The following is a 21,371-nucleotide window of genomic DNA, read 5'->3' as shown; positions in this document are numbered from 1 at the left end:
AACGCTTTGTATGGTTTACATCTTTTTTTATCAAAGAAAAAGAGCTATCAAAACAATGGAGGTTACTAAATGATACAAAATATAGGAATACCTGGTTTGATTCTTTTACTTGTCATTGCATTAATTATTTTCGGCCCATCCAAGCTGCCTGAAATTGGCCGCGCGTTCGGCACTACTTTAAAAGAGTTTAAAAAATCAACACGTGAGCTGGTATCCGATGATGAGCCAAACAAAGACAAAGCTGAAGCAGAAAAAGAAAAAGCAGTTTAACTAAATAATAGACATTAGAAGATGCAGGTAGCTCCCATGCTTTCATCTTCTTTTTTAGAGGTGATGTAATGGATATCCAAAAGATGGATCTTGTGGACCACTTGAGTGAATTGCGGAAACGCCTGATTATTATCGTTGGCTGTTTTATGGTATTAGTAACTTTGGCTTTAATCTATGTAAAGAATATTTATCTTTGGTTGATCCAAGATTTATCAATAAAATTGGCAGTTCTAGGTCCCAGTGATATTCTGTGGGTTTATTTAATGCTTGCAGCTGTGATTGCATTAGCGGGTACGATCCCGATTGCCGCCCATCAGATTTGGCTATTTGTAAGGCCCGCATTATCCGAAAAAGAGAAAAAAGTAACATTGGCTTATATACCAGCCCTATTTTTTCTTTTTATCGGCGGTATTTCTTTTGGTTATTTCGTCATTTTCCCGTTAGTGTTTCAATTCTTATTATCGCTGTCAGAAGGCATGTTCATGGAATTTTTCACGACAGAGAAATACTTTCGTTTTTTAATTCATATGATCCTGCCCTTCGGTTTTCTATTTGAACTTCCTGTTGTCATTATGTTTTTAACAAGTCTCGGGGTGCTGAATCCCTACCGTTTGCAAAAAGCCAGAAAGTATTCATATTTTATTCTGATTGTAACAGCTGTGCTGATTACGCCTCCAGATTTGCTTTCAGACATACTCGTTATTATCCCGCTGCTGTTTTTATATGAATGCAGTGTTCTATTATCAATGGTAGTTTACCGCCGGAAACAGAAATCAACCTTGCCGGTGGAGTACACTTGAACTGAAACCCTCTAAGAATGCCCACCGGGACAACTGGTGGGCATTCTTTGTTTTGCGGACATTTGCGGGCTCACATACTTCTTTATTCATTCCAAAAACGCCTCGTTGATATAAATTCAATCCTCAGCGCATCTTCGTCCTAGTTATGGATTTCCAATAAAAAATTTCCGATTCGAGTTCTTATTAGAGGGTCCATTAATAAGGGCTCCGTTCAAACTTAAGCGGTCTTTTTCACTCCTATTAATAGCGTTGATTAATCCTCTATTTTCATAACCAAGTGGTATATTTATAAAAAGAAAGTATAAATGAATCTGTTGATGTGATGGCTTATTGACATGTTAGACTAAATAGTTATGAATAAAAAAGGTTAATCTTCAAGAACCCCACCCTTTTGTGGAATATAGGAAAGACTTTTAAATATTAATAAATGTCCAAAGTTAGCAAATGTAAGGATTAGCCGATAACTCATTTTATTTAGGAGGTTAATTATGAGCAAAAATGAGGACCAAACTAATTGGCCAGTCTGGGCAACGGAATCAATTGAAATAGCTGATCCTGATTCCATGTGGTTAGAAAAGGGCAAACAAGAGGAAAAACAGCTTTATGAACTTCTTTCTCCATTTGGAATAGGGCAAGTAATACACATAGGCAGTACTTCCGTTCCTAATCTTCCTGCAAAACCAATCATCGATATAATGGCTGATGTTGATTCATTTGAACGGATCACTGATATTTCTGCGTTGTTATCTAGCTATGACTGGCATTATGTACCTCCCCATTTAGATAATAAAGACTGGAGAAGATTTTTTGTGAAGGTAAAAAACGATAAACGTGTAGCCCATCTTCACTTAATGCTAAAGGGAGAAAAACGATGGGAAAAGCAATTACTTTTCCGTGATAAATTAAGGGATGATCCGCAACTAGTTTTTGAGTATGCCCGTCTCAAGAGTAATCTAGCAAAAGAATTTAATCTTGATCGGGAAGCTTACACGGATGCAAAAACAAAATTTGTTAATCTTGTTCTTCGGTCATGATACACAACAGAATTGTATTTTGTATGAATAAACGGATGGCAAAGGAGTTTGTAGTGGTCTATAGCCATCAGGTACGATTGTTGAGTAAACATTTTAGAAAAGAGTATCGATAATCCTCTACTATCAATACCTGTTTATCAACGCACTAAAGCCGAGCAGACTTCGCTCGGCTTTTTATGTCGTCATTTCTTATGCCCGCCAATCAGACGAGTCCGTGCGATGGCAGTCCCCGCTTCTGTTCCCGAAACCGCCCGGTAGATCGCGGCGTAGCCGTACCTGCTCCGGATATTGTCCATGGCGGCGCCGAGCTTCCGGTTCTCCCACTTGCGCGCCTCAAACAGGCTCAGCTGCATCGACGACTCCTCTTCGAGGTTGCTGATGGACAGGGAAATCTGCCGGACCGGCTTGCCGATGTAGTGTTCGTGGAAAAGCGCCTGGCAGACCCGGTAGATCTGCATCGTTTCGTTCGTCGCTTCATGGATCGAGCGCGACCGGGAGAAGCCGCCGCCGAATGCGGTCTTGCTGTAGCCGACGCCCAGCTGGATCGTCCGGCCGGCGCGCCCTGCCTGCCGCGCGCGCATCGCCACCGCCTCGCACATCTCCAGGATAATCGTCATGATGTCTTCCACTTCTATGTAATCCCGGTACAGGATCTGTCCTTTTCCGTAGCTGACCTGCCCTTCAACGAGCGGCGCGCCTAGTTCTGAGAGGTCGATGCCGTTCGCATGCTGAAAGAGCTGATGGCCCATGATGCCGAACTGCCGCTCGAGCTGTTCCACATCCGCTGCAGCCAGGTCCCCGACCGAAAAGATGCCCATGCCGTTCAGGGTGTGTTCCGTCCGCGACGCAATGCCCCACATCTTGCTGAGGGGCGCGACCGGCCAGAGCTTGGTCGGGACGTCTTCGTAGCCCCACACGGCATAGCCTGTTTTCTTCGCTTCCAGATCAAGGGCGAGCTTCGCCAGCAGCATGTTCGGCCCCACACCGACGGCAGATGGCAGCCCGAACTGGCGGATCAGGGCATCTTGGATATGCCGGATGATAGCCTCCGGACCGCCCCATAATTTTTGGACATGTGTCAGTTCGATAAAGCTCTCGTCTACGCTGTAGACGTGCACGGCTTCTCTTGGCACATACTCCCCCAGCAGCTCGGTGATCGCCATCGAGATTTTCAGGAAGAATTCCATCTTCGGCTCCAGGAGCCGGATCCGCGGGTCTCCCGGAATCTCAAAGAGCCGGGTGCCGGTCCGGACACCGAAGTCCTTTTTCATCCGCGGCGAAGCCGCCAGGACGACACTTCCCTTACGCTCCTGGTTGCCCACCACTGCAATATGCGCTTCCATCGGGTCGAGCCCCGCGTCGATCGCCGCACAGCTTGCGTAAAAACTGCGCATGTCCAAACAGGCAATGACGCGTTCCGGCAGGTCCATTGTCTTCATCATAGCCACCCCTTTAAAAAATAAGAACACTTGTTCTTATTTTATACCACCGATCGGGCCGCGCCAATCCAGTTTTTTGAAAAAAATTTTCGACTGCTGAAAAAAAGAGTGAGTTGTCCCAGGTCTAGAAAAGAATAGACAAAAACAAAAGCCCGGACCGTTTGTCCAGGCTTCCTCTCTTTACTTCTCTTCTCCAAGGACTAGTTCATACATCTTCTTCGGCCGTCCTCGTTTTCCTGAAGGATTTTCTTCTTCCAGGACACGGATCAGCCCCATCTGTTCAAGCTCGCTCAGAATCCGCCTCGAGTTCCGCTCGGTGTTTTTCAGTAGCGAAGTAATCATGTCACTTGTGAATTGGGGAATGTTTTTGAGTTTGATGTATTGATAAATTCTTAATGGAATATGCTCCCGGTACCCGTGCTCTTTCAGCACCTGGTTCCAGAAAGCCGGCAGTGCGATACTCAGCGAGTAGGCCTCCCCTTGGCTGCCAAACTGGCTGGTGAGGATGCCGTCCTCGTCAACATAGATGATTTTCCGGCCATCTTCGATTCCATCATATTCAAAGGCCTGCTGGACATGCTGCTCCGCCCCGTGGATAGTGTAGCCGCTGCCGATGCCGATATTGAAACGGAGCGAGGTCTTCAAGTTGATTTCATCCGCCATCTGGGCAAACGGACGCTCGGAAATCAGCATCTCGTAATCGCCTTGTGTCGTATAGATAAAATGCGTCCCGCTTCCTTTATTAATCAGGGTACCGTTCAGCTTTTTAGCAATCTGCAGGAGTTCCAGCTCAAATTCCAGTTCTTTTTGCTGCTCTTCGAAGTTGTAGACGGCCTTTTTCGGCATTCCGCCTTCTCCGATCAGCTCAAAGCCGACAATGGCCACTTTCTGCTTTTCATACACCTGGCTTTGCCCCCTGGACACCAAGAGGTCCAGCACCGTCCGGATGGCGATTTTGGATGGCACAATTCGGTAGCATGGAATGCCGAGCTTCTGCAGCGCCAGATAGACTTTCAAGAGGCATGTGATCGCCACTTCCGTCTTTCCAGATTTGAAGTTTTCGAAGTGGAACCGGATGATTTCGTCATAATCCTTGTATGTCTGGTAATCCATGAGACTGAATGAAATCTTATCCAGGCGGTACTCGGAGAACAAAGAATTTACCACGGCGCCGTCCACCGTATCCAAACTCATTTTCGACACAAAGCGCCCTTGGTCCTGCATCACCTGCAGGCAGGTGCCGAGCAGCGCCATGCCATGCTGGGGCGGGAACAGAGCTTCCTTATCTGAAATCAACCCCCGCTCCAAGCAATAGTAATAAGGCACTTGCCCAGAAAAGATCCATTGGGTGACGTCATAGCGATGCTTCGCCATAATTCCCGGCAGCTCTTCGGATCCGAAATACTCGAATTCCACCAGTTCAATCCGCGAATCCAGTTCAGCGACTTCCCGTATTATTTGCAAAGAATCCGGAGGGCCTATTGCCCCGATTCGAACTTTCATGAGGTCAGCACCTTTTCATCAAACAGTCTTGGAATCCGGCAGCACGCCTGAATCTTCGTTCAATAGCGGATGGTGGCACGCTACAAAATGATCAGTCAGCAATTCCCGGTATTCCGGCATATCTATTTTACACGTTTCCGTCGCCTTTGGACATCTGGGGTGAAACGGGCAGCCGGAAGGCGGATTACTCGGACTCGGAATCTCTCCTTTTATCAGCTGGTGCTCTTTCCGCAGCCTCGGGTCGGGGATCGGCACCGAATCGAGCAGCGCATGCGTGTACGGATGCAGGGGATTCTCAAACAGCGCGTCGCGCCCTGCGAGCTCCACCATCTTGCCGAGGTACATGACGCCGATCCGGTCGCTGATATGGCGCACGGCCGGTAGTCCGTGGGCGATGAAGATATAGGTCAGGTTCATCTCTTTCTGCAGCTTTTTCAGGAGGTTGAGGATCTGCGCCTGGATGGAAACGTCCAAAGCCGAGACGGCTTCGTCGCAGACAATCACTTTCGGCTTCAGTGCCAGCGCCCGGGCAATGCCGATGCGCTGCCGCTGCCCGCCGCTGAATTCATGCGGGTAAAGCTTCATCTGGTGCTCGCGTAGTCCAACGAGATTCAGCAGTTCTTTCACCTGTTTTTTCAGTTCCTTCCCCGACGCAAGCCCATGGACAACCAGCGGCTCTCCGACCAGCTGCTCGACTGTCATGCGGGGGTTCAAGGAGGAGTAGGGGTCCTGGAAAATCACTTGAAGGTCGCGCCGTGCCGTACGGAGCTCTTCCTGAGTCATGTGCGCGATATCTTCGTTCTGAAAATAGATGTTTCCTTCCGTCGCATCCAAGAGGCCGAGCATCAAGTTGCCGGTCGTCGATTTCCCACAGCCCGACTCGCCGACGATGCCGAGCGTCTCGCCTTTATACACCTTGAAGTTGAGCCCGTCAACCGCCCGTACTTTCGTATTCGTTTTTTTAATGAAGCCTTTTGACATATCAAAATGCTTTTTCAGGTTTTTCACTTCCATGATCACTTGCTCTTCAGTAGCATGCATTGAGATCCCTCCTATCCTTTCACCTTGATGCAGCGCTTAGAATGGTTTTCGGACACATATTCCAAAGTGGGGTGGACTTTTGTGCATTCGATATCCCCAAGTGGGCACCGCGGGTAGAACTTGCAGCCAGATGGCATATTCGTCGGATTTGGAACCGTTCCCTCAATGGAATACAACTCATCCACCACATCATGGATTTTAGGAATGGATGCCATCAACCCTTGTGTGTACGGATGAAGAGGACGCTCGAACAATTCATTGATCGGTGCCTGTTCCACTACTTCCCCGGCGTACATGACGATGACTCGGTCGGCGAGTTCCGCCACAACGCCCAAATCGTGGGTAATGATCATAATGCTCGTATTGGACTTTTCCTTCAAATTTCGAAGCAGTGTCAGAATCTGCGCCTGGATGGTCACATCCAGGGCCGTCGTCGGCTCGTCCGCAATCAGCAGCTTCGGATTGCAGGAAAGGGCCATGGCAATCATGACCCGCTGCCGCATGCCGCCCGACAGCTGATGCGGGAACCGGCCCATCACTTTTTCAGCATCCGGAATCCCAACGGTTTCGAGCATTTCGATGCCTTTGTTCTGCGCCTGCTCTTTGGACAATTTATAATGGAGCATCAGCGTTTCACGCAATTGATAACCGATGGTGAACACCGGATTCAAGGCGGTCATCGGCTCCTGGAAAATCATCGCGATTTCGTTGCCGCGCAGCTGTCGGTATTCTTTTTTGCTCAAATTTCTGAGGTCTTTATCCTCAAATCGAAGGTCGCCGTTGTACACTTCCCCATTCGTAGGCAAAATGCCCATCAAAGCAAGCGACGTGACGCTTTTTCCACTGCCCGATTCCCCGACAATCGCGAGCGTTTCCCCTTTTTCCACATCAAAAGACACGCCATTGACCGTTGAAACATAGCCGTCTTCCGTCTTAAACCGGACCTTTAAATCATCTACACTTAAAAGGCTCTCGCGCATGCCTTCACCTTCTTTCAATTAATCTTTGATTTTCGGATCCAATACATCCCGCAGCCAATCGCCCAGGAAAATCACACCAAGGACCGTTATCGTGATGGCTACCCCCGGAAACGTAGCGACCCACCAGCTCGTAGCGATATATTCGCGTCCATCACTCAGCATCAGGCCCCATGAAACATCGGGCGGCTGTATGCCAAGCCCAAGGAAACTCAGACTCGCTTCCAGAATGATCGTAGTCGCCACATTCAATGTCGCGATGACGATAAAAGAAGAAATGACATTCGGAAGAATGTATTTCATGATAATGCGGAAATCTTTTGCGCCAATCGCCTTGGCAGAACGGACATAGTCCCGTTCTTTGATGCTGAGTGTCTCGCTTCGCACCATGCGGGCATAAACGACCCAGGAGGTTCCGCCAAGAACGAGAATGAGCGTCACGAGGCTCGGCCCCATGACTGCGAGAATGATCAGCATGAAGAGGATATTCGGGATTGCCAGCAGCGCATCTACCGTCCGCATGATGACAAAATCCCATACCTTGCCGTAGTATCCGGCGACCAATCCTAGCGCCATGCCGATTGCACCTGCGAGAAGCACAGCACTGATGCCTATCAAGAGCGAGATGCGCGAACCGTAGATGATCCGGCTTAAAATATCCCGCCCAAGGTTATCGGTTCCGAGAAGAAATTCTGTATTGCCGCCTTCCATCCAGAACGGCGGCAATAGCCGGTTGATGACATCCGTTTTAGCGGGATCGTGCTGTGCAAGCAGCGGAGCGAAAACCGCCATCAGCACTACGGCCACCACAATGATGAGGCCGATCATCCCGGTCTTGCTTCGCAACAGCCGCTTTCCAAGCTTTTTATAAGAGGCCTGGGTTTTAACTTTCCCGCCTTCTGCAACAGGTTCCAATACTTTCGTCAATTCCATGACCTCCTTTAATCATATTTGATGCGAGGATCCAGCAAGCGGTACACCAAATCCGCAATCAGGTTGCTCAATATTACGAAAATCGCAATGATAAACGTAGCTGCCTGAACGACTGCCATATCCCGCAAGTTCACTGACTGAACCAGCAATTGGCCAAGCCCCGGCCAAGCAAACACCGTTTCGGTGATCAGCGTGCCGCCAATCAGCGTTGACGTCTGCAATGCCATGATGGTCACGACCGGAATCAACGCGTTGCGGAACGCGTGCTTGTTGACAATGATTGCCTCGCCAAGCCCTTTGCTTCGGGCTGTACGGATAAAATCCTGCCCCAGTATTTCGAGCATGCTCGAGCGGATCAAGCGCGTCATTTCCGCTGCAATTCCGGTTCCCAGCGTTAAAGCGGGAAGCACCAGGTGGCCCAGCGTCCCCCTGCCGGAAACAGGGAAAAACTGAAATGTTACGGACAGGAGAAGGATCAGCATAATGCCGAGCCAAAAGTTCGGCATCGCTTTCCCCAGCACCGCGCCTCCAGTGATGAATAAATCGAAAAAGCTGTTTCGTTTGACCGCAGACAATATGCCAAGCGGAACCGAAATGATGATGGCCACAATCATGGCCGCAACCGCCAGTTCAAGAGTGGCTGGTAGCCGCTCGAAGATGAGGTTCAGCGCATCTGTGTTATAGCGGAACGAATCCCCGAAATCGCCGGTCACCAAATCTCCCAGGTAATTAAAATACTGCACCATGATCGGATCGTTGAAGCCCATTGCTTCTCTGAGCGAATCCCGCTCGGCATCCGTCGCCGTTTCAGGAAGCATCAAGGAGACCGGGTCACCGGTCACCCTGACCAGCAGAAAGACAATCAATGTGATCAAGATGAGTACAGGAATCGTCTTTAGCAAGCTTTTGAAAAAATACTTCATGTGAAACCTCCCCTATTGAAAAGAAGGGGGCATGCCCCCTTCTTTTACTTCAATGTAATTGAGTCTGCATAGAACATTTCGTTCAAACGCGGTTCGAATTCAAGACGGTCGTTGATGCCTGTGATCGCGTCCAACTGGAACATGTAGATCTGAGGACGGTCTTCCGCAATGAGTTCCTGCGCTTTTTGGTACTGCTGCTCCCGCTCTTCAGGATTCATATTCTGTTCTGCGGCCAATAGCAATTCATTTACTTCCGGGTTGTTGTAATCCGATTCGCCTTTTGCTTCTTCCGTCGTCAAACGGTCAAGAGCCAAAGAAGCGTCGAACATGGAATTTCCGTATCCGATGTAGAACATTTCATTGAATGCCCGTTCTTGGTAGCGCTGGTTGAATGCGCTCCATTCCAGCAATTCCAGGTTCACAGTAATGCCGACTTCTGAAAGCATGGCCGTTACTAATTCAACTGTTTCTTTGTCTTTCAAATAGCGTCCGTTCGGTGCAGCCATTGAAATCTCGAGGCCTTCCGCATAGCCGGCTTCTTCAAGAAGCTGCTTTGCTTTTTCCGGATCGTAAAGCGTTTGCTCGTAAAGGTCAGGGTTTGCTCCTACGTTTCCTGGAGTAACTCGTGTACGTGTAACTGTTCCTGCTCCGCCAAGCAATGAATCGACAATCGCTTGCTTATCAATCGCCAAGTCAATCGCTTCTCTGACTTTCGGATCGCCTGTAACACTATCCGCATCGGTGCGCAATGTAAACATCATGACGCGCTGTGTAGGGGATTGGACAACCGACACGCCTTCCGTATTTTCGATGCGTTCAACGTCTGTAGGCGGGATGTTGACTGCGATATCCACTCCGCCAGTCAGAAGTTCAGAGACGCGTGTCGAATCTTCCGGAATGCTGCGGAAAACCAATTCTTCCCACTTCGGAGCTTCACCAAAGTATTCCGTATTTGCTTCAAGCGTCAAACGATCGTCTTTTTTCCATTCTTTGAATTTGTAAGGACCCGTGCCGACCGGCTGTTCAAGGAACACTTCCCAGCCTTCTGTTTCAATATAATCTTTCGGCAGAATGCTTGAACCCAAGCGAGACAGTCTGTTCAATAGCGCCGGCTCCGGATTTTTCGTGATGATTTCAAATTCATAGTCGCTTACCACTTTCACTTCTTGGATTTGGTTGTAATTCCCGTGCTCAAGGAGCGTATCGTCTTTTGCAATTCTTTCCAGTGTGAATTTCACGTCATCTGCCGTTAGGTCTTCTCCATTATGGAATTTGATGCCTTCTTTCAATTTGAAGGACCATGTTGTGTCATTGACGTTTTCCCAGCTTTCCGCCAAGTCCGGCTGGAAGCCTTCTTCACCTTCGTTGGTTACAAGGTAATTGAACATGTTGACATGGACCGCTTCCGTAGAAGTTGTGTTGTGGTCGTGGATATCAAAAGTGACAATGTCTGTTCCGTTGGCAATAGTCAGTGTTTTGCTGTCGCTTTTCTCAACCGGTTCTTCACCTTCCGCGTTGCTGTTTTCTCCACCGCCTGAACAGCCGGCCAGTACCAGTACCAACACAAGGAACAATGCCCATAAGCTTTTTTTCATTCTTTTTCCCCCTCATTCTTTTTTAAGTAGTTGTATGTCAACAAACCAAGCACCGACATCCCGTAAAGGAATGCTTGTTCATCTACATCAAAGCGCGTATTGTGATTCGGATAAGCGGTCGTTTCCCCGCCCTTCGTGCCGAGTCGGAAGAATACAGATGGCACTTCCTGTGAGAAATAGGCGAAATCTTCCCCGCCCATCGAAGGCAAGCTGATTTTCAATGCATCATTTCCATATAGTTCTTCGATTGTCTCGGTCAACAGCTCTCGTGCATCTCCATCGATTTTAATGGACGGGGTGATAAACTGATAATCCAGTTCGCATTCCCCACCGAAACTTCGGGCGATGCCGGAAGCAATGGCTGCCATCCGTTCCGGCATCTCTTTTCGGGTTTCCGGCTTCAACGTGCGTACCGTCCCTTTTAATAAAACGGAATTGGGAATGATTGTGGCCTTGCTGCCCGCTTCGATCTGTCCGAAGCTCAATACCACCGAGTCGAGCGGGTCAATCTGCCGGCTGACGATTTGCTGGAGCGCCACCAGGATTTGGGCGGATATCATAATCGGGTCGACTGTTTGATGAGGGTGAGCTGCATGCCCGCCCTGACCTTTGACTTCGAGCTCAAAGATGTCAACAGCTGCACAGCTGTAAGGGGCTGTGGTGACTGAAAATTCTCCTGTGTGCAAGGTCGGATGGACGTGGAGGCCTGCCATCAAATCGACCGATGGATTTTGAAGTGCGCCGTCTGCAATCATGGCCGCAGCCCCTTCACCGATTTCTTCCGCCGGCTGGAACAGCAGCTTGAGCGTTCCGCATGGAAGCCCCTTTTCCGAAAACAATTTGGCGACTCCTAGCAGGATGGCCGTATGGGCATCATGTCCGCATGTATGCGCCGCTCCGTCGTTTTGGCTGCGGTAATCCGCCTCAATCTCATCCATCATAGGAAGAGCGTCCATGTCCGCCCTCAATCCGACGACCGGTCCAGGCAATCCGCTTTTCAACAATCCAACTACTCCAGTTCCGCCTACTTGCTCCTGAACTTCATATCCCCATTCCCGTAGCAGCGTCGAAACGATGCCGGCTGTCCGCTTTTCCTGAAAAGACAATTCCGGATTTTTGTGCAAGTCCCGCCGGATAGCCACAATCTCTTCATAAACCGATGAAATCGCTTGGTGCCATTCCGGATGCGTTTCTGCTAAACTCGAAAATTCCCGGCTGCTGCCGACCGATACCGTCATGAAGTCACACTCCCTTCCTTTTCAAATTTCTTGCTGAATTCGAAAATCAGTGCAGCAATCATTTTAATGCCTTCTATATAATCTTCTACGTTGATGTTTTCATTCGGTGCGTGATTGTTCGATTGAAAATTCCCAACGCCGAATGAAGCGGATGGAATGCCAAGCGCTTGGCATAATTCATACATCGGACCAGTCCCTGGAGTATTCGGAATGATGTTCGGTTGTTTATCGCCGTAGCGTTCAGCCACTGCAATCATCGCTTCCACAATGGCTTCGTCCGGCTTCGTGCGCGCTGCCCTTTCCGAACTCGTGACGTGGATCGAAATTTCCTCAAAACCATTCGCATCCAAGTACGCCCTCAATTGCGCCAATACCTTCTCTGGATCTTGCCCCGGCACCAGACGGAAATCCAGTTTCGCTTTTGCCTCTGAAGGCAGTACCGTTTTTGTTCCTTCGCCGGTATATCCGGAGACGATTCCGCAGATATTGCAGGTCGGTTCAAAGATGTGCTTTTCTTTGAGCTTGTGCCCTTCCAAATTTTGCACAAAATTCTCAAGCCCCAGTTTACTCAATGTTGCTTCTTCTTCCAGCCGGTAATGCGAAAGCATTTGCTGGTCCAACTCCGTTATAGGTTCAATATCATCATAAAATCCAGGAATCAGGATTTTTTCGTTTTGGTCTTTCAATGTGTTCAACGCCCAAACCAATTTCCACACCGGACTTTCAATGATGGCGGCTTGTGCGGAGTGCAAGTCAGTGTTTGCGCCTTTTGCCTCGAGTTCGACATACAACATGCCTTTTACACCCAAGCTGACTTGAATGGCTCCGTCTGCGTCACGGTAGCCGAATTCCCAAACACAGCCGTCGGAATGAATCTTCTCTGCGTACTTTTCAGCGAATTCCGGCAGATTCAAGCTACCGATTTCTTCTTCGCCTTCGAAGATGCATTTGATATTGACCGGCAATTCTTCCCCGGCCTGCTGAATCGCATGAAGCGCAGCTAAGCGGGCAATCAGATTCCCTTTATTGTCCGCCACCCCACGCGCAAAAATCTTCCCATCCCGAATGTCCGGTTCAAAAGCAGGCGTTTCCCATAAATCGACCGGATCTTCCGGCTGCACATCGTAGTGGTTATAGAAACTGAGCGTTTTATCCGACTTCCCTTTCATTTCCGCAAAAACGACCGGAAATCCTGAGGTCTCTAATTTTTCTGGCACGATTGAAAAAGCATTTTCAAAAAGCTCATCCAGGTAACGGACCGCTTCCTCCATGCCTCTGTTTTGCGCAGCGACACTTGGTATTTCACAGAATTCTGTCAGCCATTTTATGTACTGATCTCGATTTCGCTCTATAAATTCGTCGATTTTCTCCACTAATGAACCAGCTCCATTCAAATAAAGGAAAATTTCCTTAATGTTTTTTCTAACTTTACACGCGTCTTTAGAAGCATGTCAATACTATTTTCAGTTTATTTTAAATAGATTGATTTATTATTTTATTTGTGATTATGTATAAAGATATGAAGAAGAAAAGGAGAATCTAGCATATGAGTGTATATTACGAGTATTTAAAGCAAAATGAAGAACACATCAAAAAGGATTTACTGAAGTTGGTGAGAGCGGAGTCCCCAAGCCACCGCAAAGAAAAAGTCGATGCGTGCGGAGAAATCTTAAAGGAAATATTCCAAAATAGAATTCAAGGGGATTGGAAGCTTGAAACGTTTTCCCGAAAACCGACTGGAAATCATTTTTTGTTCACGTTAAAAGAGACTTCTTCCAAGCCCCGCATTCTTTTTCTCAGTCATTTTGATACCGTCTGGGAAGTAGGGGCTCTCCCAATCGTCGAAAAGGGCAATGACATTTACGGGCCAGGGATTTTTGACATGAAAGCCGGGCTGCTTTCCTCAATTTGGGCCCTCCGCTCTTTACAGCAAGAAATTGAAGACCTTCCATTTTCACCGGTCTATCTTTTTACAGCAGATGAAGAAATCGGCAGTACTACCTCCCGTTCGGTCATCGAAGAAGTGGCCAAAACTTGTGATGCCGTCTTGGTCATGGAGCCTCCGGTTGCAGGTTCATATGCCTTGAAAACCGAACGCAAAGGGGTCGGCCGCTATACTCTAGGGGTAACAGGAGTCAGCTCCCATGCCGGAAATCATCATGAAGACGGAGTCAGCGCAATCCGGGAGCTCGCACAGCAGATTATCGGATTGGAAGAACTGACCGACTACGCAAACGGTACGACGGTGAATGTGGGCGTCATCAAGGGCGGTACCAGCAGCAACGTGGTTTCTGCTTCTGCAGTGGCTGAAATCGATTTTCGTGTCACATCAAACCAAGAAGCTGAAAAGTTGATCGGCGTACTCGAGAATCTGCAGCCGCACAATCCTTCTGCCGAAATTTCCATCTCGGGCGAATTGAACCGGCCGCCGATGGAAAAAAGCCAAGGCAGCACTCGGCTTTTTGAGAAAGCGCAGCTTGCCGGAAAACGGCTAGGCATGGATATTGAAGGTGCAAAAGCAGGCGGCGGCAGCGATGGCAATTTCACTGCTGCTCTTGGCATCCCGACGCTTGACGGCCTTGGCATTCCAGGGGACGGCCCGCATGCCACTCACGAACACATCCATTTTGACCGCTTCAGCGAGCGCTGTGCTTTGGTAGCGGAGCTTTGCTTGGAAATAGGCAACGATTAAAACCCATTTCGTTTTGCCGATATAATTTAATAACTAAGAAATAGCAAAAGGGCTTTCCACGATACTGGAAAGCCCTTTTGCTATGAATGCTCTTAAGTTTTCTTTGTTTTATTCTGCCTGTCGGAAATCAAGCTGTTCCTTTTAAAGGTATTTCCGGTAATTCGCTCTTAAAAAGATTGTCTCGATCCGGCTTGTAAAAACTTTGGTGTTCAATATTCTTTTGCCGATTAAACGGTTGGCAATTTTTTCGGCTTCCAAAAAACTCAGGTTTAATCCATCTGCAATTTGTTGCGTTTCTAAGTTGACTGGCTTATCGGTTTCTTCTAGGCCTTTTCGGCTTTCTTCCACCACATACCGCAGCACACGCGCCTCTTCGTCCGTCACTTTCCCGGTTTCGAGAAACTTCTCGATAAAATCGCGCTGGTTCACAAAATCCTTCAGCACTTTCGCTGGTTTGAATTGCGGTGTCTTAGAAGCCGGAATGCTGATGGCTTCCCCGGTCTGTGGGTTGCGGCCTTTGCGCTCTTTTTTCTCGGCTACCTGGAAAGCGCCGAAGTCGTTGATCTTCACTTCCTGCCCGTCTGCCAAGGCTTGGGAGATGCCAGCCAGGATTTCGTTGACGGCCTTGCCCGCTTGGTCTTTCGTCAGTTTGCTTTTATGTGAGACTGCCTGGATCAGTTCTTTTTTGTTCATCGTTTTTCCCCCTGTTTGATAAGGCGCCTGCTTTGGGCTGCCTTTTTCTACTGCCCTCCATTATACCTCTTTAAAAGTGGGAATTGTGGAAATAAGGGCTTTCCGGAGGTAGTATAATTCGGTTAAGGAGTTGCTTGCGATGGATGAAAAAGACTGGCTGACCATTGCAGCAATCTATGAAGAGAAGGGCGTCCCGAATCACATCCGATTGGAATCGGCTGAAAATAAACGCTATTTTCTACCAATCTCCCCGCCTCTAACGCTATAATGAAGGCAGGATTCTATGGTAAATACACTCGAAGGTGGTATGGGTTCATGCATACTTTTCGGAAATATAAAAATTCACATCTGCAGGTGCCGGTGAAGGCGCCCCTGCATTTCAACGAAGAGACCGGAAACGCAGAAAGAGCGGTGCTGACCGCGAAGCTGAAGACCATTTTTTCGGAAGCGAAAGAGCAGCAGCGCGCGGTCGTTTTCCTATGCATCGGCTCAGACCGCTACATCGGGGATTCGCTCGGACCGCTGATCGGCAGCATGCTGGTGGAGAACGGCGTTTCACATCCCGTATACGGCACCTTGGAAGAACCGGTCCACGCCTTTAATTTGAAAAACGCCTTGAAGGACATCCAAAAGAAAAACAGCAATCCGCTCGTCATTAGCATTGACGCGAGCCTCGGCACGAAAGAACAGGTGGGTGATGTGCTGTTCAACGAAGGCCCGCTGGTTCCGGGAAAGGCGCTGGAGAAAATGCTCCCGGAAGTAGGCGACTATCACTTCCAAGGCATCGTCAATTACCTCGACCCGCTGCCGAGCTCCCAGTTTTTGAATGACACGCGTCTCCATACGGTCATGAAACTGGCCAAGCTTATTACGCAGTTCATCCTCGACAGCGACAACGAACAGTAAAAGGGATTCCGCCATTCTTGGGGGAATCCCTTTCAGACTGTAGACAAAGTCTAATTTGAATGAATAGAGATGCATAAGCCCGACCGGGCTGGCCACTTCGCTTTCCGTGGGCTCGGCTTCAGCCGCTTCCCTCGCTTCGCTCAGTCCAGGGTCTTCAGCTCGAGCTTGGCCCAGAGGAGTCTCGTGGCCAGCACGGTCGGGAGCGTCATCTGTATCAAAAAGACGAGAGTAGGACTCTAATTCTGCTTGGACCTGCTAGGAACAAGCAGCTGGCTTCAGGATCCGCAACGGAAGGCGGCGAGCAAGTTGGCCGAAGGCAGTTCGGCCAACTTGTTTGCGACGAAGCAGCGCAGCGATGCAGGAGCACCGGTTTTCCCTGCGGGATAGCGAAGTGCCGAAATCCACTCGGACGCCAGTCAATGCTTGACCGAAGCTTGCGAGGGCAAGTATTTGCGACGAGCTTGCGCAGGAGCACAGGTTCTTAGTTAGTTTGGCGCGAGCCCGCGGAAAGCGTCCGCCTGAAGTGGAGGATCCCAACACAGCTTTCGTTAGTTTTATTCATCTACTTGAAAAATTATTCTTTTGTCTACAAGCTCAAAGGGATTCCGCCATTCTTGGCGGAATCCCTTTTTGTGTTAGATCGCTCCTGTGATGAACGCCACCGCGATGATGGCGAGACAGCAGATAAATGCCCATTTGAATGCGAACTTCTGCAGTTCGCCGATGTCCTTCTGCACCATGCCGGCAACCAGCAGCGTGGAAGCGACCAGCGGGCTCAGGAAATGGATCGGCTGGCCCAGAACAGACGCCCGGGCAATTTCCAGCGGGCTGACGCCGTATGCGGCTCCCGCTTCTGCCAAGATCGGCAGGACGCCGAAATAATAGGCATCATTCGAAAGCGCAAACGTGAACGGCATGCTCGTGATTGCCACGACCAGCGGATAGTACGAGCCGACGGACGCCGGTATGATCGAAATCAGCGAATTGGAGATGGCATCGACCATCTGCGTTCCGGAAAAGATGCCCGAGAAGATCCCGGCTGCAAACACCAGCACGACCACGGTAATGGCATTTCCGGAATGCGCCAGAATCCGTTCTTTTTGCAGGTCCAAATTCGGGTAGTTGATTGCCGCAGCCAGGACAAACCCGATCAGGAAGCTGATCGGTGCCGGCAATAGGCCCATTACCAGGACCGTCATGATGGTGACAGCCAACACCAGGTTGACCCAGATCAGCTTCGGCCGCTTCAAGTCGTTTTCCAGCGCATGGGTGGCGGCGACTTGCAGCATGCTTTCCGAACCGGCCGGAATCTTCTCCACAGAGATGATGCCAAGCCGTGCCCGTTCTTTCTTGCCCATCAGATACGCGACGCCCAGAATGCTGAGCATCCCCGCCAGCATCGTCGGCAGGATCGGAATGAAGAATTCATTGGCATCGAGGCCAAGCGAGGCGATCGCCCGTGTGGCCGGCCCGCCCCACGGCGTCATGCCGCTGACGATACTGACTGACAATACCGAGATGGTCGCCAGCACCAAGGGGTTCATCCCCAAGCGCAGGTAAAGTGCGAGCATCGCTGAGATGGTGATCATATGTGTCGTCGTCCCATCTCCGTCCAAAGACGCAATCATTGCAATGACGGCTGTGCCCAGTGCGATTTTCACCGGGTCCCCTTTGACCAGTTTCATGACTTTATTGATCAGCGGATCAAACAAGCCCGCATCGATCAGAATGCCAAAGAACAAAATCGCGAACAACAATAACGCCGCGGACGGCGCAACCTGCTTCAACCCATCCATCATCATGCCGCCAAGCCCCGACCAGAACCCGCCGATCAGCGCAAAGACAATCGGCACCACGACCAATGCCGCCACCGGCGACAGCTTTTTCGCCATAATCAGATACGTAAAGACAACAACCATCGACACCCCTAAAAATGTAAGAATAACAATTACCCCCTTCGAATGTATTCGCTTACAATTACCGGAAATCTGTCACGAATGTTGATTCGTTAACAATTTGAATTAGTTATAAGAATATTTCATCTACTCCAATAAGTAAAATAGATAAATCTTATCAGAAATCAACAAAAAAACTTATAACCTATTTTCTGTCCGCTATTAAAAAGAAGGGCGCTCATTGAGGAAGTCGATGAATTTCTGCACCGTCGACAATTTCAGGAATTCCTGGTTGTACATCAGCCACGTATCCCGCGTCACCGGTTCGCCGTTCTCATAGAACAGCGGGTATTTGTAGAGCTCGTCTGAAGGACGCAGGCAGATCTCCGGCAAGATGGCGATGCCCAGATCGTTTTTCACCATTTCTTTGCAGGTCTCCTGCCGGTCGGTTTCCATGGTGATCATCGGCGGCTCGACGTAGCGGTTATGCCACCATTTGCTGATGATGTCCTTCAGCGAACTGTCCGTCTTGTAATTGATGAAAGGCAGTTCCGGCACTTGCTTCATGTCCACTTCTTTCTTGGAAATCAGAAACAATTGCTCGGTCTGCAGCAAGGTCTTCGCCCCTGTCCAATTGTAATCGCCGCGAAGGATGCCCAAGTGGACGCCTGACGAATTGAGCAGCCCCATGATATCCGCGCTCCATCCCGTGTTGACGCTGAATTGGACATTCGGATGGGCCGTCAAAAACTCCTTTAACAGCGGCGGCAGTTTGTATTGCGCAAAATTGCTCGAAACGCCGAGACGGATTGTGCCCCGGATTTCCTGCTGCATGTTCTGAAGGTAATCTTTAGTGTTTTGCAGCTTCGTGACCATTTCCTCTGCATATTGTGCCAGGTAGATCCCTTCCGAAGTCAGCTCAATTCCCTTTTTCGTCTTGAAGAAAAGCTTTGTCCCGACTTCTTTTTCGAGGTTTTTCAGGCGGTATGTCAGGGCCGGCTGCGAGATGTACAGCCGTTCCGAGGCGCGGCTGATATTTTTTTCTTCATATAAGACCTGCATCGCTTCCCAATCTTTTTCATCCATTTCGATCACTCCATCTATGTTATAAGTATTTTCGATAAGGTATCGAATAAAATATCTATTTCACTTATGACTCAAATTACCATACTCTGTTTTTAGAAGCAATAGAATTTTCAGAAAGGTGGTTCATCCGATGAAAGTGCCGATTGCCGTGATGCGCGGCGGAACCAGCAAGGGAGTCTTTATCAATTACGAGGAAATGCCGGAGGACCGTGTGCTTTGGGACAGCTTCCTGCTCGATATCATGGGAAGCCCCGACCAGCGGCAAATCGACGGCCTGGGCGGAGGCAATTCCCTCACCAGCAAAGCCGCCATCATCAAAAAGTCGGAGATGAATGGAATCGACGTGGACTATACGTTTGCGCAGGTCAGCATCGAAAACCAGCTGGTCGATTTCAAGGGGAATTGTGGGAACATCTCGTCTGCCGTGGGCCCGTATGCCATTGAACAAGGGCTTGTGGCAGCCGTGGCGCCGGTGACGGTGGTCCGGATCTTCAACACGAACACGCAGAAAGTGATCATCGCGGAAGTCGAAGTGGAAAATGGACGGGTGAAAACGGAAGGACATTGCGAAATCCCCGGCGTTCCGGGGACCGGCTCACCGATCTACTTGTCGTTTACCGATGCGCAAGGCGCCGTCACCGGCAAGCTGTTCCCGACCGGCAACCCGGTTGACCGGATCGAAACACGGAACGGCCCGATTGACGTGTCCATCATCGATGTCGCCAATCCCCTCGTTTTTGTGAGAGCAGAAGACGTCGGATTGACCGGCTCCGAATTGCCGCATGACTTCACCGCGGAAAAGCTGGCGGAATTGGAAGAGATCCGCTCAGCCGCCGCTGAAATGTGCCTGTTTTCAACGAAAGAGGAAGCGACCGTGAAATCGCCCGCCGTGCCGAAAATGACGATCATCGCACCTCCCGAAACGTATTTCGACGTCAACGGTGTGGAACGGAAAGCGGACGGAATGGATTGCCGCATCCGCATGATGTCGATGCAAAAGCCGCACCAGGCCTTGGCCATCACCGGCGCCATCTGTACCACGGCCGGCGCCTTTTTAAAAGACACGATTCTAAGCGACGTCATCGAAGTCGAAAACACCGTCCTGCGCTTAGGCCACCCGTCCGGCATTATTGAAACGAAAGTGGACATGATTGCGGGACATATCAGCAACATCAAAGTCGTACGCACCGCCCGCATGATCCTGGAAGGGTTTGTCTACACGAAGCATAATTATGTGTACAGCAAGTCGCTAGCGTGAGGAACGTCCCTTAAAGCGGCAGTTTTTGTGGGCAGGACATCAAAAAGGCTTTCCGGTTTCCCGGAAAGCCTTTTCTTCATTTTTAATTTTACATCAAAGATTTTTGGATTTTACGTGGTTCAAAAAAATCGCCAGTATAAGGATAATACCAGTGATGACGTTTTGCCAGTACGACGAGACGTTTGCCAAGCTTAATCCATTTTGCAGTACCGCGATGAACAAGACACCTAATGCGGTTCCCGCTACTCCGCCAACGCCGCCTTTGAAACTTGTTCCTCCGAGCAACACTGCAGCCGCAACAAGCAATTCCGTACTGGTCCCGATTGTCGGGGCAGCAGAAGCCAATCTTCCAGTTTCGATGATGCCGGCCAATGCTGCAAACATGGCGCTGATTGCGTAAACTACTGTAATCACCAGTGTGACGTTAATGCCAGACAGCTTCGCCGTGTGAGGGTTGCCCCCGACGATGTAGATGGAACGGCCAAAACTGGTGTATTTTAAGAACAAAAACGAAGCGAGGAAAACAACCAGCATGATAATGATCGGATACGGAACTGCCCCAAGCTTTCCGTTGCCCAGAGCCATGATTAGCGGATACTCGGATACATATTTTGTTTCCCCGTTCGTCCAAACAAAAACGATTCCCCTAAACAGCGACAAGGTGCCTAAGGTGACGACAAAGAAATTTAATCCGACTTTTCCGATCAATAGGCCATTGATGAGAAAACCGATCGCTGTAATCGCCGCAATGGTTACGACGATGCTAAGTATTTGCGACATTCCAGTAGACAGCAAAGTTACGAGCATGACGCCGCTCAATGCCATCGTAGAGCCAACCGACAAATCGAATCCGGCTGTCAACAGCACCAGCGTCATGGCCATGGCCATGATCCATATGCCGGAACTTGCGGTGAGCAGGTTGATCCAGTTCTGGACTGTGAGGAATGCCGGGTTGATGATGCTCACGATAATGCACAGGAGAATCAGCAGCGGCCCAATTCCGGCAAACTTCAATAATAACTGCTTGTAGTTCATCTTTTTCGGGCTGACTTCTTCGACGGTTTTTAAGGTAGTTTCAGTATCCATAT

General features: G+C 49.3%; 19 protein-coding genes and 1 pseudogene. 7 read left to right on the top strand and 13 right to left on the bottom strand.

Annotated elements, in window-relative coordinates; all coding sequences use genetic code 11:
• Nucleotides 1-69: 69 nt before the first annotated feature.
• From ACFSDB_RS00940 to ACFSDB_RS00930, 3 genes are all read left to right on the top strand, one after another.
• The gene (locus ACFSDB_RS00940; protein WP_204891512.1) at nt 70-270 is read left to right on the top strand and encodes a twin-arginine translocase TatA/TatE family subunit; all 201 of its coding nucleotides are present in this window, start codon (nt 70-72) and stop codon (nt 268-270) included.
• Nucleotides 271-338: 68 nt separating this feature from the next.
• Nucleotides 339-1,070 (top strand): twin-arginine translocase subunit TatC, encoded by a 732-nt coding sequence (tatC, locus tag ACFSDB_RS00935; protein WP_204891513.1) that lies wholly within the window; start codon nt 339-341, stop codon nt 1,068-1,070.
• A 488-nt stretch (nt 1,071-1,558) separates the two neighbouring features.
• On the top strand, nt 1,559-2,104 hold the full coding sequence (locus ACFSDB_RS00930; protein ID WP_204891514.1) for a GrpB family protein: 546 nt from the start codon (nt 1,559-1,561) through the stop codon (nt 2,102-2,104).
• 182 nt (nt 2,105-2,286) lie between these two features.
• Here the strand turns inward: ACFSDB_RS00930 and ACFSDB_RS00925 are convergent, their stop codons facing one another.
• From ACFSDB_RS00925 to ACFSDB_RS00885, 9 genes are all read right to left on the bottom strand, one after another.
• Nucleotides 2,287-3,543: a Y-family DNA polymerase gene (locus ACFSDB_RS00925; protein WP_204891515.1), complete on the bottom strand. Its 1,257-nt coding sequence runs from the start codon at nt 3,541-3,543 to the stop codon at nt 2,287-2,289.
• 180 nt (nt 3,544-3,723) lie between these two features.
• Nucleotides 3,724-5,046 carry a hypothetical protein gene (locus ACFSDB_RS00920; RefSeq protein WP_204891516.1) on the bottom strand — a complete coding sequence of 441 codons (1,323 nt, stop codon included), beginning with the start codon at nt 5,044-5,046 and terminating at the stop codon, nt 3,724-3,726.
• An 18-nt stretch (nt 5,047-5,064) separates the two neighbouring features.
• Nucleotides 5,065-6,087 carry an ABC transporter ATP-binding protein gene (locus ACFSDB_RS00915; protein WP_204891517.1) on the bottom strand — a complete coding sequence of 341 codons (1,023 nt, stop codon included), beginning with the start codon at nt 6,085-6,087 and terminating at the stop codon, nt 5,065-5,067.
• Nucleotides 6,088-6,098: 11 nt separating this feature from the next.
• Nucleotides 6,099-7,067, bottom strand: coding sequence for an ABC transporter ATP-binding protein (locus tag ACFSDB_RS00910; protein WP_204891518.1), 969 nt, complete (start codon nt 7,065-7,067; stop codon nt 6,099-6,101).
• Nucleotides 7,068-7,085: 18 nt separating this feature from the next.
• Complete coding sequence (locus tag ACFSDB_RS00905) at nt 7,086-7,979, bottom strand: ABC transporter permease (RefSeq protein ID WP_377338993.1); 894 nt, start codon at nt 7,977-7,979, stop codon at nt 7,086-7,088.
• A 26-nt stretch (nt 7,980-8,005) separates the two neighbouring features.
• Complete coding sequence (locus tag ACFSDB_RS00900; RefSeq protein WP_204891520.1) at nt 8,006-8,920, bottom strand: ABC transporter permease; 915 nt, start codon at nt 8,918-8,920, stop codon at nt 8,006-8,008.
• Nucleotides 8,921-8,964: 44 nt separating this feature from the next.
• Nucleotides 8,965-10,515 (bottom strand): ABC transporter substrate-binding protein, encoded by a 1,551-nt coding sequence (locus tag ACFSDB_RS00895; protein ID WP_204891521.1) that lies wholly within the window; start codon nt 10,513-10,515, stop codon nt 8,965-8,967.
• On the bottom strand, nt 10,512-11,753 hold the full coding sequence (locus ACFSDB_RS00890; protein ID WP_204891522.1) for a M20 metallopeptidase family protein: 1,242 nt from the start codon (nt 11,751-11,753) through the stop codon (nt 10,512-10,514). Before ACFSDB_RS00890 ends, ACFSDB_RS00895 begins: the two co-directional genes overlap by 4 nt.
• The gene (locus ACFSDB_RS00885; RefSeq protein ID WP_204891523.1) at nt 11,750-13,126 is read right to left on the bottom strand and encodes a M20/M25/M40 family metallo-hydrolase; all 1,377 of its coding nucleotides are present in this window, start codon (nt 13,124-13,126) and stop codon (nt 11,750-11,752) included. The genes ACFSDB_RS00890 and ACFSDB_RS00885 overlap by 4 nt, the downstream gene beginning before the upstream one ends.
• Nucleotides 13,127-13,299: 173 nt before the next feature.
• On the opposite strand from ACFSDB_RS00885, the gene ACFSDB_RS00880 reads away from it, so the two are divergent.
• Complete coding sequence (locus tag ACFSDB_RS00880) at nt 13,300-14,445, top strand: M20 family metallopeptidase (protein WP_204891524.1); 1,146 nt, start codon at nt 13,300-13,302, stop codon at nt 14,443-14,445.
• Between the two features lie 426 nt (nt 14,446-14,871).
• On the opposite strand, the pseudogene ACFSDB_RS00875 reads toward ACFSDB_RS00880, so the two are convergent.
• Nucleotides 14,872-15,138 (bottom strand): annotated as a pseudogene (locus tag ACFSDB_RS00875) (HU family DNA-binding protein); the annotation flags it as partial.
• A 139-nt stretch (nt 15,139-15,277) separates the two neighbouring features.
• Here ACFSDB_RS00875 and ACFSDB_RS00870 point away from each other — a divergent pair.
• Nucleotides 15,278-15,406, top strand: coding sequence for a hypothetical protein (locus ACFSDB_RS00870; protein WP_377338778.1), 129 nt, complete (start codon nt 15,278-15,280; stop codon nt 15,404-15,406).
• Between the two features lie 47 nt (nt 15,407-15,453).
• Nucleotides 15,454-16,044, top strand: coding sequence for a spore protease YyaC (yyaC, locus tag ACFSDB_RS00865; RefSeq protein WP_204891526.1), 591 nt, complete (start codon nt 15,454-15,456; stop codon nt 16,042-16,044).
• A gap of 635 nt (nt 16,045-16,679) precedes the next feature.
• On the opposite strand, the gene ACFSDB_RS00860 is transcribed toward yyaC, so the two are convergent.
• Nucleotides 16,680-17,987 carry a CitMHS family transporter gene (locus ACFSDB_RS00860; protein WP_204891704.1) on the bottom strand — a complete coding sequence of 436 codons (1,308 nt, stop codon included), beginning with the start codon at nt 17,985-17,987 and terminating at the stop codon, nt 16,680-16,682.
• A 174-nt stretch (nt 17,988-18,161) separates the two neighbouring features.
• On the bottom strand, nt 18,162-19,025 hold the full coding sequence (locus tag ACFSDB_RS00855; RefSeq protein ID WP_204891527.1) for a LysR family transcriptional regulator: 864 nt from the start codon (nt 19,023-19,025) through the stop codon (nt 18,162-18,164).
• A gap of 130 nt (nt 19,026-19,155) precedes the next feature.
• Between ACFSDB_RS00855 and ACFSDB_RS00850 the strand changes: the two genes are divergently transcribed.
• Nucleotides 19,156-20,283: a 2-methylaconitate cis-trans isomerase PrpF family protein gene (locus ACFSDB_RS00850; protein WP_204891528.1), complete on the top strand. Its 1,128-nt coding sequence runs from the start codon at nt 19,156-19,158 to the stop codon at nt 20,281-20,283.
• A gap of 93 nt (nt 20,284-20,376) precedes the next feature.
• Here the strand turns inward: ACFSDB_RS00850 and ACFSDB_RS00845 are convergent, their stop codons facing one another.
• The gene (locus tag ACFSDB_RS00845) at nt 20,377-21,369 is read right to left on the bottom strand and encodes an ABC transporter permease (protein WP_204891529.1); all 993 of its coding nucleotides are present in this window, start codon (nt 21,367-21,369) and stop codon (nt 20,377-20,379) included.
• Nucleotides 21,370-21,371 lie beyond the last annotated feature (2 nt).

This window comes from Planococcus chinensis (assembly GCF_042681545.1).
Classification (GTDB): Bacteria; Bacillota; Bacilli; order Bacillales_A; family Planococcaceae; genus Planococcus; species Planococcus chinensis.
Note: the sequence above shows the minus strand (reverse complement) of the source record. Positions and strands in the feature narration are given on the sequence as shown.

Coding starts and splice junctions, on each gene's coding strand:
- ACFSDB_RS00850 (WP_204891528.1), top strand. CDS start 19,156: ATGAAAGTGCCGATTGCCGTGATGCGCGGCGGAACCAGCAAGGGAGTC.
- ACFSDB_RS00910 (WP_204891518.1), bottom strand. CDS start 7,067: ATGCGCGAGAGCCTTTTAAGTGTAGATGATTTAAAGGTCCGGTTTAAG.
- ACFSDB_RS00880 (WP_204891524.1), top strand. CDS start 13,300: ATGAGTGTATATTACGAGTATTTAAAGCAAAATGAAGAACACATCAAA.
- ACFSDB_RS00915 (WP_204891517.1), bottom strand. CDS start 6,087: ATGCATGCTACTGAAGAGCAAGTGATCATGGAAGTGAAAAACCTGAAA.
- ACFSDB_RS00940 (WP_204891512.1), top strand. CDS start 70: ATGATACAAAATATAGGAATACCTGGTTTGATTCTTTTACTTGTCATT.
- tatC (WP_204891513.1), top strand. CDS start 339: ATGGATATCCAAAAGATGGATCTTGTGGACCACTTGAGTGAATTGCGG.
- ACFSDB_RS00855 (WP_204891527.1), bottom strand. CDS start 19,025: ATGGATGAAAAAGATTGGGAAGCGATGCAGGTCTTATATGAAGAAAAA.
- ACFSDB_RS00900 (WP_204891520.1), bottom strand. CDS start 8,920: ATGAAGTATTTTTTCAAAAGCTTGCTAAAGACGATTCCTGTACTCATC.
- ACFSDB_RS00870 (WP_377338778.1), top strand. CDS start 15,278: ATGGATGAAAAAGACTGGCTGACCATTGCAGCAATCTATGAAGAGAAG.
- ACFSDB_RS00845 (WP_204891529.1), bottom strand. CDS start 21,369: ATGGATACTGAAACTACCTTAAAAACCGTCGAAGAAGTCAGCCCGAAA.
- ACFSDB_RS00890 (WP_204891522.1), bottom strand. CDS start 11,753: ATGACGGTATCGGTCGGCAGCAGCCGGGAATTTTCGAGTTTAGCAGAA.
- ACFSDB_RS00925 (WP_204891515.1), bottom strand. CDS start 3,543: ATGAAGACAATGGACCTGCCGGAACGCGTCATTGCCTGTTTGGACATG.
- ACFSDB_RS00895 (WP_204891521.1), bottom strand. CDS start 10,515: ATGAAAAAAAGCTTATGGGCATTGTTCCTTGTGTTGGTACTGGTACTG.
- ACFSDB_RS00920 (WP_204891516.1), bottom strand. CDS start 5,046: ATGAAAGTTCGAATCGGGGCAATAGGCCCTCCGGATTCTTTGCAAATA.
- ACFSDB_RS00930 (WP_204891514.1), top strand. CDS start 1,559: ATGAGCAAAAATGAGGACCAAACTAATTGGCCAGTCTGGGCAACGGAA.
- yyaC (WP_204891526.1), top strand. CDS start 15,454: ATGCATACTTTTCGGAAATATAAAAATTCACATCTGCAGGTGCCGGTG.